Origin of the sequence: Flavobacterium sp. 11 (assembly GCF_002754315.1) — a bacterium.
GTDB classification, from domain to species: Bacteria; Bacteroidota; Bacteroidia; order Flavobacteriales; family Flavobacteriaceae; genus Flavobacterium; species Flavobacterium algoritolerans.
The window spans coordinates 1,762,865-1,775,387 of record NZ_PEFE01000001.1; the positions used below are offsets into that span (position 1 = coordinate 1,762,865).

The 12,523-nt window shown below is 34.7% G+C and carries 10 protein-coding genes; 5 read left to right on the top strand and 5 right to left on the bottom strand.

The features are described 5' to 3' along the window. Window positions 1–3 precede the first annotated feature (3 nt). From CLV00_RS07705 to CLV00_RS07720, 4 genes are all read left to right on the top strand, one after another. Window positions 4–1,482 (top strand): RagB/SusD family nutrient uptake outer membrane protein, encoded by a 1,479-nt coding sequence (locus CLV00_RS07705; protein ID WP_099714563.1) that lies wholly within the window; start codon window positions 4–6, stop codon window positions 1,480–1,482. Beyond that, a complete protein-coding gene (locus CLV00_RS07710; RefSeq protein ID WP_143394883.1) occupies window positions 1,469–2,938 on the top strand; it encodes a hypothetical protein in 1,470 nt (489 codons plus the stop codon). The genes CLV00_RS07705 and CLV00_RS07710 overlap by 14 nt, the downstream gene beginning before the upstream one ends. A gap of 21 nt (window positions 2,939–2,959) precedes the next feature. Then, window positions 2,960–4,108, top strand: coding sequence for a cytochrome-c peroxidase (locus CLV00_RS07715; RefSeq protein ID WP_099714565.1), 1,149 nt, complete (start codon window positions 2,960–2,962; stop codon window positions 4,106–4,108). A 237-nt stretch (window positions 4,109–4,345) separates the two neighbouring features. Then, window positions 4,346–4,573: a CDGSH iron-sulfur domain-containing protein gene (locus tag CLV00_RS07720; protein WP_091164708.1), complete on the top strand. Its 228-nt coding sequence runs from the start codon at window positions 4,346–4,348 to the stop codon at window positions 4,571–4,573. A gap of 93 nt (window positions 4,574–4,666) precedes the next feature. Here CLV00_RS07720 and CLV00_RS07725 read toward each other — a convergent pair whose 3' ends face one another. From CLV00_RS07725 to CLV00_RS07740, 4 genes are all read right to left on the bottom strand, one after another. Continuing rightward, window positions 4,667–6,289, bottom strand: coding sequence for a S41 family peptidase (locus tag CLV00_RS07725; protein WP_099714566.1), 1,623 nt, complete (start codon window positions 6,287–6,289; stop codon window positions 4,667–4,669). A 98-nt stretch (window positions 6,290–6,387) separates the two neighbouring features. Then, window positions 6,388–7,248 (bottom strand): NAD(P)-dependent oxidoreductase, encoded by an 861-nt coding sequence (locus tag CLV00_RS07730; RefSeq protein ID WP_099714567.1) that lies wholly within the window; start codon window positions 7,246–7,248, stop codon window positions 6,388–6,390. Between the two features lie 192 nt (window positions 7,249–7,440). Then, window positions 7,441–7,791 carry a hypothetical protein gene (locus CLV00_RS07735; protein WP_099714568.1) on the bottom strand — a complete coding sequence of 117 codons (351 nt, stop codon included), beginning with the start codon at window positions 7,789–7,791 and terminating at the stop codon, window positions 7,441–7,443. Between the two features lie 171 nt (window positions 7,792–7,962). After that, entirely contained in the window at window positions 7,963–8,799 is an 837-nt protein-coding gene (locus CLV00_RS07740) for a hypothetical protein (protein WP_099714569.1), read from the bottom strand. 507 nt (window positions 8,800–9,306) lie between these two features. Between CLV00_RS07740 and CLV00_RS07745 the strand changes: the two genes are divergently transcribed. Then, window positions 9,307–10,713 carry an APC family permease gene (locus CLV00_RS07745; RefSeq protein WP_099714570.1) on the top strand — a complete coding sequence of 469 codons (1,407 nt, stop codon included), beginning with the start codon at window positions 9,307–9,309 and terminating at the stop codon, window positions 10,711–10,713. Window positions 10,714–11,050: 337 nt separating this feature from the next. Here the strand turns inward: CLV00_RS07745 and CLV00_RS07750 are convergent, their stop codons facing one another. Further along, entirely contained in the window at window positions 11,051–12,499 is a 1,449-nt protein-coding gene (locus tag CLV00_RS07750) for a glyceraldehyde-3-phosphate dehydrogenase (protein ID WP_099714571.1), read from the bottom strand. Between the last annotated feature and the right edge of the window lie 24 nt (window positions 12,500–12,523).

Genomic DNA, 12,523 nt, shown 5'->3' on the forward strand with positions numbered 1-12,523 from the left:
ACGATGAACTACTGTAAAATAACATATAACCACAGATTATTAATGATTTTAGTCGTTCTTTTTTCATTGCAAAGTTGCAGTGATTTTTTAGAACAAGAGCCAGGTTCCCAAACGTCAATTACGGAACAATTAGCCACTAAAAAAGGAATTTTAAACGCATTAAATGGCATTTATCAATCACTTGAAGCTAATGTAAGAGGCGAGCGCTTTGCCGTTTATGCAGATTTACAAGGTGGGAATCTTAAATTTTCTCCTACTGTATCTGGAAGTAGCAGAGGCCAGATTACTGTACCAATAAATCTTGAAAATGTATATTCGTTCCAAGACCAGGCGCTTGATAGTGATTTCACTACTTTTTATGACGAAAGTTATGATGTAATTAATCAAACAAATTTAATTTTAGAATATGTTGATGCTTTATCGGATGCAACTGACATTGAAAAAAATCAAATTAAAGCCGAGGCTTTTGCAATAAGAGCCTATTCTCATTATTTATTGACTTTAGTGTACAGTCAGGCTGTAGGAAGTACATCACCAGATACTCAATTAGGAATTGTGTACAATAAAACGACTTTAACCGATGGAATAACCTATCCTAAAAGAGAAACTTTAACGAATACATATTCTTTTATTATTGAGGATATAAAAGCGGCTTTAGATAATTTTTCAAATAATTCACTTTTAACTGGGCCATCGTATTCGTATTTTAACAGTAAAAATACAAAGGCATTATTGGCAAGAGTATATCTGTCTAAGAACGATTGGCAAAATGCATTTACCACCGCCAATGATGTTATTTTAAATTCCGGGGTTTCGTTAGTGGCAACTGAAAATTATATCTCACAATGGGAACAAACAGATCTTCCCATTTCAGAAAATTTATTGGAGTTTACTATTCCTAGAGATAGTGGCGGTGAGGTTGGAGGCTCTTTATCAAGTTTTTTCGGGTATTTTTCAAATACTAATTATAATAAATACGTGGCTTCTCAAGATTTATTAGGACTTTATGAATCTACTGATATTAGAAAGCAATTGTTTTTAGAAAAAGCGCTTCCTACATTGATTAATGGAGTATTTATTAATGTCAATTATTATTTCACCAAAAAATTCCAAGATAATCCGGGATATTTGGCATTCAGATTAAGTGAACTCTATTTAATTCGTGCCGAAGCAGCTTTAGAACTTGGAGATTTAGAAACAACAAAAGCGGATATCAATACCATCAGAGGCAGAGCAAAAGCGACTTTATTGACAACCACGGATAATTTAGAACAAGTGTTGCTAACCGAGCGTAGAAAAGAACTTTGTTTTGAAGGACATTTCTTTTTTGATTTGGCCAGAAGAAATAAAGGGGTTTCAAGAAATGACGGATGTTTGTCGCTAAACTGTACTTTGGATTATCCATCTCCAAAATTTGTATTGCCAATTCCAAGAAAGAATATTAATCTTAATTCAAACTTACAGCAAAATGAATCCTATTAAAATTATATCGATAGCAGTTTTAATCCTAAGCTTGTTTACTGCTTGCTCAAAGGATGACTATAAATTAAATTCAGACAATGTTGATCCATTTGTACGGTTCAATGTATTGGTGAACAGTAACAATATGCCTTTAGAATATCCCACATTGAACAGCGCTTTAGTTCCGGTGGCCAGTTACACGAACAAATCAGTGAAACCATTAAAAATACCGGTAACTTTATCATCTTCCACCTTGAAAAAACCTGTTTTTGTAACATACAGCATAACAGAAACTGGAGATAGCAATAGTTTCAGCGTTAAACCATTGGACCAAATCTCATTTATGGGAAATCAACTTACGGATACTATATATTTGTCTTTCGACAAAAGATGGAGCACGAAGCAAAAGATTACTTTAAAACTTGAAGAAAGCTCAGATCCCGCTATTACTATTGGAAATCTGAATACTGTAGCTCCTAATAATAGTTTTGAAGTAAATCTTGATGAGGTAAAAACGACTTACACATTTCCAGTCAACAGGATTGAAATAAAGGGTGAAGTGGGTGAAGAAATCGTATTTAAAGTCGATTTTCCTAACGGTTTTATACCTTCAGAGATTAATGATAATAAGATGTTTGAGTTTTTGAATGGATTTAATTATACATTGACGCACGATGATTTTGGTGACAATAGAAACAGCGTAACCTATCGTTTGAAACTTTTGGAAAATATAAAAAATGATGATGTTTTTTATCAAACTAATATTGCATTAGTCAATTCAGATACGTACAAGACAACAGGAAATACGGTTCTTCAAATCGTAAAACCTATTAAATCAATCCGAGATACTGCGGCAAATACAGCAGCAAATTTCTATGATTTATCCAATCCTTTTTACCTGACTTATGGAGAGAATTGGTTTGATAGAAGCGGCGTGTGTGCGTGGCAGACTTTTAATGCATTTACATTTCCTGTGGTTGTTCCTGCTGGTTCAGAAAACGCCATTTTATACAGTGATAAAGGAACTCCAAGCACAACAGATGATGTGTACCATCATGCTTTCAAAATTGGGTTTAATGTTACTACGGGGACTAATACAACAAATTCTTTCGGTTTGAAACGATGGTTTTCTAATGAAAGTATTTCGGCTGCAAATTCTCCTGGATTTAATATTACTTCTGCGCTTGAATTTTTCCCTGAAAATGGAAATAGTAAAACAAAAGGTGCTGTTTTAGTAATTCCACAGTATATTACTATTGCGGGAACGAATGGTAAAAGTTACAGCATTGGTATTTCCGGCGGCGGAACGTACAAGGAAATTAGTGCCGGTTTATTTGAAATTTCATTCGAATTAAAAGCAACAAATACAGCTCTGTTTGGCGGAACTGTTTCCTCACAATACAGAATTTTTAATAACAGAGTGTATCCAAAACCAACTCCAATAAGCGAGAGTTGTCTCAAAGAAATTAGTTTATAAAATTAGTAATAGTAGTCACAAATGAAAATAAAACACATCATACTTCCAGTCGCCTTGTTGATTTTTTTATCTGCTTACAAAAAAGATGATCAAAATGAATATATAGACATAAAAGATTTAAGACAAATGTATTCCAGCGGAAATCCAGCGAAGTGGCCAAAACCTGCTTTGGACAAGAACGTTGATAAAGCTACTTTTCAAGATATTGGACCGCTACCAGAAATGACTTATCCAGAGTATAATAAATACTCAAAAGAAAAAGCATTTTTAGGTAAAACATTATTCTTTGATCCCCGATTATCAGTGAGTGGGCAAATTGCATGTGCTTCCTGCCACAATCCAGAATTGGGTTGGACGGATAATTTAACACGTTCTTTTGGTCATAATAGACAAAATGGAAAACGAAATTCCATGACTATTTTGAATTCCGGGTATGCCAAAACATTATTCTGGGACGGGCGTGCCTCCAGTTTAGAAGATCAAGCGCAGTTTCCTATTGCCGATCCTTTAGAAATGAATGAAAAATTAACCATTGCTGTTGATAAAATCGTTGCTGTAAATGGCTACGGTAAATTGTTTACAGATGCTTTTGGTGACGAAAAGGTTACTTTGCAAAGAATACAATATGCGATTGCCACCTATGAAAGAACGATAAAAAGTCCGAAAAGTAAATTTGACCAGTTTGTTAGCGGAAAATCAGATGCATATACGGATCAACAAGTAACTGGATTGCATTTGTTCAGAACCAAAGCGCAATGTATCAACTGTCACAATACGCCTTATTTTAGCGACAATCAATTTCATAATGATGGACAAACATTGTTTGGGACAAAAGATGAGGATTTTGGTCGTTACAATGTTACCCATGATAAAAAAGATCTTGGAAAATTTAGAACGCCAACATTAAGAGAGGTTGTAAATACAAAACCATGGATGCACCATGGGCATTTCCCAAGTTTATTGGATGTTGTGGAATTTTATAATTTAGGCAATCCCTCACCGGTTCAAACCAAGTATTTAGGAACAGCTCGTGATTCTTTGTTGCCTGTAACGTCTCCAATTCTAAAAAAACTGGCTTTAAACAGAACCGAAATCAATGCTCTTTTGGCATTTATAGAAACATTAAGCTCGCCAAATGGGCGAATTGCAACACCAAAAATGCCGCAATAAGTTTTATTAAATAGCGTAATGAAAAAGATTCTAAACAATCAGCAGTGATTGTTTAGAATCTTTTTTTTAGGAATAACTATTACTCTCCTTTTGTTGGCTTGAGCTGTTTTTTGATTTTAGCATAGCATAAAATAGAATTAATGTAAATTACGATTTGGAATCATAAAAAAGCGCAGCAATGAAGAAAGGTCCTAAAATATTTTGCAATCTTTGAACTCTAAAAAATTAAAAAGTATTATGAGCAAGACAAAACTAACAATCAATCGCAATGGATCTATAAAAATAGAAGGCGATTTCGAAATAACAGACTGTGAAGGAAAAACATACGGATTAGAAGGAAGAACCGCTTTGGGTCTTTGCCGTTGCGGATTATCAGTAAACAAACCTTTTTGTGATGGTTCACACCGCAATGGTTTTGAGCATGAATCAGCTGCATTTGACTTGCCACCAATGAAAACGAAGTAATATCATTTTCTGATTCGATTAAATGAGAAAAGCTAAATCTTTATGGATTTAGCTTTTTTATTTTTATGATTGGATGGCGGAATTAATAATGTTTTATTCGGAGCCTAATTCAATTGCTTTATCTAAAATTTCATCTCGACCTTGTTTTAAGCCCTCAATTGTTGGTTTAATTTTGATGTCAATTTTAATTCCTTTTCTTTGTGTTTCGGTTTTATCAGGATACAGAATGCCATTTCCTGAAATTGCTGTTTTGTACCCTCCAATGTACTCAAAAATGACCACGTCTCCATCTGCTCCGGCTGTTTGATTTCCAATTGTAATTACATCGTCTGCCGTTTGAAGCGCCATAGCAGTAAACTCTGATCTACTTATTGATTCATCATTTACTAAAAGGATAATTTTTCCTTTAAAGTTTTTGCTGTTTTTTATACCTGTTTGTAAATTCTCTTTATATCGGAACATTCCCGGATAATCCATATTTGGACTGTAAATTTTGCTGAAATCTCTTTTTTCTGAATTTAAATATTTTGAAAAAAGTTTATAAATAAAGGCTGGATAATTCCTTAAGTCAATTATTAGGACTTTTTTATTTTCGAAAGATTTAAATATGTTGGAAACATCAGCACCTTTTACACTTGCCATATTTATGTAACCAATTGTTTCGTTTATTGATTTGGTTTTAATCGTTGTCGGGTTATCCCAATATTTAAAGTCGTCGAAATTATACCGATTGACTTTAATTTTTTCAATCTCATTATTTCTTTCGATAGTCAATGTTGCAGAACTATCCTTTCCAAGAAGAATTTCGTTATAAGTCTGTCGGATTTTAATATTTGTATTCGAGCCAGAAATGTATTTTGATTTTTTTTCTGTTTCTTCTGGAATGTTTATGTCGTTAATTTTTAGGAGTATATCTCCTAATTTTAAATTATTAACTTTCGCAAGAGAATCATTGTAGAAACCTGAAACTACAGCTTTATTGTCAATGTTTGAAATTTTGATAGGAAGGTATTTGACTTTCTCAGCATTGAAGCTGACCCAAGCGTGTGTATCGTCTAATTTTGCTATGAGTTCTTTAACGAGAGACTGATATTCGTCTTTATTGAATGCGCTTCTAAATTTTGGAATCATTTCTGTTAATACAGAATCCCATTTTTGGTCAGTAAGATATTTGTATGGATAGAAATATTCTATGATATTCCAATATTTGAATAATCCCAAAAGTCTATATTCTTCACTTGGATATGAAAAATTTTGATAAACAGGTTCATTTGTAACTTTAATAGTTCCAACAGGTTCTGTAGTGACATAGAAATTTTCTCCTTGAAATCTGTTTTCTTCAATATATTTTAATTTTGAGGTAAGTTCAATATTGAAAATTTCTGAATCTTGTGTCCAAGAAAGATTGAAATTTTTATCAAAAAGAAGTTGGTCAGAATCACAATTTTTACATTTTTCAATCTTTCCCAAACTGTTAATCCAATTATTGTAAATTTTTGATAATGATTCCTTGTCGTTAGCTTCAAGTACTTGAGGGAGATATTTAATAAATTCGTTATCCCAATCGTATTTTCCTTTTCCAACTTCTGGATGATAATATTTTAGAAAACCATAAATTTTGGCAATTGTAGCTAATTTTTTGGTATCCGAAATCTCTTGTTGAGCAATTAGGCAATTAAAACTGAAACAGATTAAAAGTAGAAAAGTTTTTTTCATATTATAGCCAACTTATTTCTTTATAGCTTCTCAAATATATTGAAATTTTCTTACAATTATTAATGAATTAAATCATTGCTATTTCAGTTTTCGTAGTGTTACTTGCTCTTTAAACTGCTGATAATCGCCATAACATCTTGATCGCCTAATCCTTCTTGTTCTGCTGCAGCATAACTGTCGTACAAAGGATGAATCAACGGGGAATCGAGCCCGACTTCTTTGGCTAATCTTAAATCTTTAACGAGATGTTTCAAAGCAAATGCTGCCGGATAAGAATCGTTCAGAATCGAAGGTGTTTTGATATTCGTAATGCCGTTGCCACAAGCGCCTTGATTGATGATGTTGAGCATATCTTCTTTGCTCACGCCGTTTTTCTCGGCAAATAAAACCGTTTCAGCTATTCCTTGAAGATTCAATCCTAATAAGTAATTGATGGCTAATTTAGCCGAACTCGCCACGCCAGGTTCCCCTACGTGAATCGCAATTTTACCCAAAACGTCAAATATGGGTTTGGCTAATTTGTAATCTTCACTCGAAGCACCCACAAGAATGACCAAAGTTCCGTCTTGTGCCGGCTTTACACTTCCAGAAACGGGAGCGTCTATAAAATGTACATGATGTTGGTTGCAAATGGTGTTTAGATAACGCGAGGTTTCTGGAGCAACCGTGCTCATATTGATGATGGTTTTCCCAGGATTGGTTTTAGACAATAAACCCGTTGGTCCTTCAAAAACTTCTTTGACAGCTGCGTCATTGGATAACATGGTCAAAACTACGTCACAGGTTTCCATTAGTTCTTGTAAACTGCTTGCTGATTTTGCTCCTGCAGCCAGTAATGGCGCTTCTTTATCTTTGGTGCGATTGAAAACGGATACTTCAAAACCCGCTTTGAGTAGGTTCATAACCATTGGATTTCCCATGTTGCCAAGGCCAGTCCATCCTAATTTTAATGTATTCATAATTTTTAGTGCTAAATGATACGTTTCCTGTTTTGGTGTTAATGCTAGAATGCTCTCAGGAAAGCGACACTAAAGTACAGTTTATTTCTGGGAAAGAAACATAAAAATGCGAGTAGAAATGCTGTCTTAGTTCAAGTATGAATTTTTTATTAAAAGCAATTTCATGTCACTTTTGTTTAGGTTGTCCCTACCTTATTGATATAAATATTCCAAAAGTAAATTTGTAAGTTTATAGAGTGTAATTCCCAAGACTATTCCAACTAGGAACGAAAAATATCTTTGTTTTTTATCTATTTTTACTAATTGTTCCTTGAGCAATACGCCATTTTCCTTTAATTCAAGTTTGATTTCTTTTTTGTCGAATTGTTTGTATTTGGATTCTAATATTAAATCTCTGGTGTGTAGTTTTATTTCATGGGTAATTCCAGAAAAAGAAAACTTTTTAGAAATTCTTTTTCCATTCAGTAAAACACTTTCAATTCCAAAAATAGAGTTCCAGAATTCTATTTTATTCGAGTCAATATTAAATTCAGCGTATTTCATTTTTGTTTGGAGTTTTTTATAACGTCCCGCCGCTTGGCGAGGTTGCGAGCTTCGGAACCGCTCAATTTTAGGCTTAACGAGAGCTTGATGCGAAACGATAATTCCACTAAATTCCAGCTAGCTGAAAATGGCGGTTATGCGACTGTCTTATTTTCAATAGCTATATTACGTTTATTGGGTCGACATCATGTAATTCTCCATTATAAAATATTTTTCAAAAACTCCATCTCTACTATTATCTTCAGGTTTTTGTTCCATTAATTTCCATTTTGTCGTTAGGCGATCAATTTCGTATAATTTGTAATAATAATGGCTAATTAATCCGCTTTTTTCGTCATATTGAGAAATGAAAAATTCTCTAAATTCTCCATGATCCGTGTACATCCTAATTTCAAAAGCTTTAAATTGTGCAAAATCAAAAATTTGGGGAATTGATAAAACTTGATATGGAGCAAGAGTAACAATAGATGACGTAGCTAAAATATGAGCGTCCATTAATTTGACTGATATGACATTATTTTTTAAATGTGTCTTTAAGCCATCTGTGAAATCATATATTGTTACAGATAAATTTTTTAAATTGTAGTCTCCCTTATTTATAATATAAAAAGTACCATCCTTATCATTAGAACGGGCTGCTGCAGCAACTGGTAAACCAAATCCGGTAATGCTTCGGATAGTTTCTGTTTGTGCTCTAATTACCTCTTCATTTTTTTGTATTATTTCATCAGCTTTATCTAACGATTGTTGATTTAGATTTTCAATTTTACTGTTTGCTTCTTTAAGATTATTTAAGTATTTCTCGGATTTATCTTGAGCTGTTTTAGTTTCTTGTCGAGCTTGATCTGCACGATTACGCTCTTGTTCAGCCGTTTTTCTCTCTTGAATTGCATCCTTATCTGATTGTACTTTATCGTAAGCTTGATAAATTGTGAGTCCTCCTAGAGCTATAGCTGCTACTACAGTTAACCAAAATAAATATCCCATGTTTTTTAATTTCTGTAACATTTAGTTATATGTGATTTTTTGTATTTAGTATTACGAATATCTTTAGTAGATAGTTTTTTATTTTTAGTGCTAAATTCTCCGCGTTTTTTGAAACTTGTATGTAGGCGAAATAAACCTTCGTATATGCACCAAAATGTGGGTTGCTTGGGAAACTTTATTTCGTTTTATATTTACTCAAATATATTAAATTTTTCTTACAATTTTTCTTGAAAAGAATAAACGTCTTTTTTATTGTGGTTTGCGTGAGGGAGGGAAGCGGCATCCTTTATTTTCTTTCTTTAAGGAAATAAAGATACAGCGTACCGCCCGACCCAAAGCAGCGAGGAGGAACGACAAAGCTGCTGCAGGTTCACGCCCAAAGGAATAATCGGTTAGTTAATTCTCACTCTTTGCTCTTGTCTCTTTACTATTTATTTTGAATTTCTCACTTTTCTCCTTCAATTTATGAAATTTCCAAAAAAAGTATATCTTTAGCCAACTAAAACCAAAACCCCAAAACCAAAAAATATGGAAGACCAAAAACCAGACGATTTTAAAAGAGAATTAGGATTACTCGACGGAACCATGCTTGTGGTGGGTTCTATGATAGGTTCCGGGATATTTATTGTAAGCTCGGATATGGTTCGCCAGTTGGGATCTGCCGGTTGGTTGATTGCTATGTGGGTGCTTACGGGCGCCATTACGGTAATTGCCGCCGTGAGTTATGGCGAGTTGAGCGCGATGTTTCCTAAAGCGGGTGGTCAATATGTGTACATCAAGGAAGCTTACGGGAAACTGGTGGGTTTTTTATACGGTTGGAGCTTTTTTGCCGTGATTCAAACCGGGACAATTGCTGCCGTGGGTGTTGCTTTTGCTAAATTTGCCGCCTACTTGTATGCGCCTTTAAGTGATAAAAATATTTTATACGAGATTGGGGATTTCAAACTCAATGCGGCACAGATTGTTTCTATTTTTACCATTATTTTGTTGAGTTATGTGAACAGTCGCGGGGTGAAAAACTCTAAGATTTTACAAACGGTTCTGACGGTTATCAAAATTTTATCGTTGGCAGGTTTGATTATTTTTGGTTTTATGGCTGCCAAAGCAGAAGTTTGGGACGCTAACTGGACGAATGCTTGGACATCACAATCACTAAATGTAGAAACAGGTTCTTGGTTGCCCATCAGTGGAACGGCTTTGATATCTGGAATTTCGGCAGCATTAGTAGGTTCGATGTTTTCCAGTGTGGCTTGGGAAGGAGTAACTTTTATCGCCGGAGAAATAAAAAATCCAAAACGCAATGTGGGATTGAGTTTGTTCTTAGGAACCTTAATAGTGAGTGTGATTTATATTTTGGCAAATATCATGTATTTGGCAGTGGTGCCTTTATATGAAATTGCAACAGCAGAATCAGATCGTGTGGCTGTTGTGGCTTCGCAAAGTATTTTTGGTTCGGTGGGAACTTTGATTATCGCTGTGATGATTATGATTTCGACTTTTGCCTGCAATAACGGATTGATTATGGCGGGTGCCAGAGTGTATTATACAATGGCGCAAGACGGTGTTTTCTTCAAGAAAGCCGCTGAATTGAATCATGCCAGTGTTCCGGCTTGGTCTATCTGGGCGCAGTGTATCTGGGCTTCGGCGTTGTGTCTGACAGGGAAATATGGTGATTTACTGGATTTTGTGGTCATCATCGTTTTGATATTTTACATACTTACTATCTTGGGAATATTTATTCTGCGCAAGAAAATGCCAAATGCCGAAAGACCGTATAAAGCTTTTGGATATCCATTTTTGCCGGGATTGTACCTAATTATCGCCACAGCAATTTGTATTGCATTGTTGTATACTAAAACGAGTACAAGTGGTTGGGGAGTTTTGATTATGCTGATAGGTATACCAGTATATTATTTGACGAAAGCTAAGGAGTAGTCTTTTTAGTTATGAATTGTGAATTATGGATTATGAATTTTCGGATGGACTATGCTATTTATGAATTTAAATTAGTGCAACTTAAATGAACTTATATTTCTTATATGTTTAAAAATACTCAAAATTAATTCCTTTCAGGGTTTTTTTAAAATCCGTTTAATCCGTGTTCCATTCGGTACAACAATGAAAAATTAACACATAAAAAAATCCGTCTCGTTTTGATAACGTGACGGATTTTCTATTGAATTCAGGTTGGGTTGCTGCTTTCTTCAATCTAAATCTAAAAACTAAAAAACTAAAAATTACAATCCGCAATCCGCAACCTGTAATCTATAGGCTAGTAATACGTAAAACGTCTTACTTTGGCAATGTATTTTGCTAATCGGATTACTTGGTGGCTGTAACCGTATTCGTTATCGTACCAAATGTATAACACGATATTTTTACCATCGGTAGAAACGATTGTGGCGTTACTGTCATAAATGGCGGGAGCCGATGTTCCCACGATATCCGAAGAAACCAATTCGTTATTCAAAGAATATTTTATTTGCTCTACCAATTCGCCTTCCAATGCATATTTTTTCATGATAGCATTGATTTCTAACAGCGATGTTTCTCTGGACACTTCAAGATTCAAAACTACCAATGAACCGTTAGGAACTGGCACTCGAATTGCATTTGAGGTTAATTTTCCGGCAAGGCTAGGCAATGCTTTTGCAACAGCACTTCCGGCGCCTGTTTCGGTAATTACCATATTTAAGGCTGCTGCTCTACCACGACGGTATTTTTTGTGCATATTATCCACAAGATTCTGGTCGTTTGTGTAGGCATGGATGGTTTCTAAATGTCCTTTGACAACTCCTAAAGTATCTTCAACAGCTTTCAATATTGGTGTAATCGCATTTGTAGTACATGATGCTGCCGAAAAAATATTGATTTCATCTGGATTGTATTCGGTATGGTTTACGCCATGAACAATATTTGGAACTCCTTTCCCGGGAGCGGTAAGCAATACTTTATCGACACCTTTGGAAACTAAATGGCGGCTTAATGCTTCGTGCGTGGTGAAAGCTCCAGTGTTGTCAATTACCAATGCATTATCGATTCCAAAAAGGGTATAATCAATTTCTTCTGGTCCGTTTGCCGTAATAACGTGAACAGTTGTTCCGTTGATAACTAAAGCATTGTTTTCAGGATCAGCGGTTACCGAGCCTTGAAAATCACCATGAATAGAATCGTAACGCAATAACGAAGCTCTTTTTTCAAGAGAATTAGCATCATTTTTATCGCGTGTCACAATAGCGCGCAATCGCATTTGACTTCCTTTTCCGGTTTTAGACATTAATTCTCTGGCTAATAAACGACCAATGCGTCCAAAACCATATAGCACAACATCTTTCGGCTGAATTTCCTCTGAGTTTTTTGCGTTTTTAAGTTTATCAATTACAAAATACTTGGCATCCGGATATGTATCTTCTTCTAAACCATATTCATAGGTCAGTTTACCAATGTCCAGTTTTGCAGGCGGTAGATTCAATTCTAAAATCGCTTTTGCAATTTTAACCGAATCAAACACTGAAATGGGTTTGCCTACAAATTCAGCAGCATATTCATGCAGGTTGATAATATCACTGACATTTCTATCAATTAATTGATTTCTAAATAAAACCATTTCTATCGATTTATCATACCATAAATCGCTGATAATTTTAATCAGTTTTACTCCTGCACGTCGCCTGTCGGCTTGAAAAGTAACTTCTTTTTCGTATAAAGTTGTGGTTGCCATGTTGAAAATTTAATGAAAATAAGT

Bases quoted from the DNA above. Each gene is read 5' to 3' on its own strand.
- CLV00_RS07715 (WP_099714565.1), top strand. From the start codon at position 2,960: ATGAAAATAAAACACATCATACTTCCAGTCGCCTTGTTGATTTTTTTA.
- CLV00_RS07740 (WP_099714569.1), bottom strand. From the start codon at position 8,799: ATGTTACAGAAATTAAAAAACATGGGATATTTATTTTGGTTAACTGTA.
- CLV00_RS07710 (WP_143394883.1), top strand. From the start codon at position 1,469: ATGAATCCTATTAAAATTATATCGATAGCAGTTTTAATCCTAAGCTTG.
- CLV00_RS07745 (WP_099714570.1), top strand. From the start codon at position 9,307: ATGGAAGACCAAAAACCAGACGATTTTAAAAGAGAATTAGGATTACTC.
- CLV00_RS07725 (WP_099714566.1), bottom strand. From the start codon at position 6,289: ATGAAAAAAACTTTTCTACTTTTAATCTGTTTCAGTTTTAATTGCCTA.
- CLV00_RS07720 (WP_091164708.1), top strand. From the start codon at position 4,346: ATGAGCAAGACAAAACTAACAATCAATCGCAATGGATCTATAAAAATA.
- CLV00_RS07750 (WP_099714571.1), bottom strand. From the start codon at position 12,499: ATGGCAACCACAACTTTATACGAAAAAGAAGTTACTTTTCAAGCCGAC.
- CLV00_RS07705 (WP_099714563.1), top strand. From the start codon at position 4: ATGAACTACTGTAAAATAACATATAACCACAGATTATTAATGATTTTA.
- CLV00_RS07730 (WP_099714567.1), bottom strand. From the start codon at position 7,248: ATGAATACATTAAAATTAGGATGGACTGGCCTTGGCAACATGGGAAAT.
- CLV00_RS07735 (WP_099714568.1), bottom strand. From the start codon at position 7,791: ATGAAATACGCTGAATTTAATATTGACTCGAATAAAATAGAATTCTGG.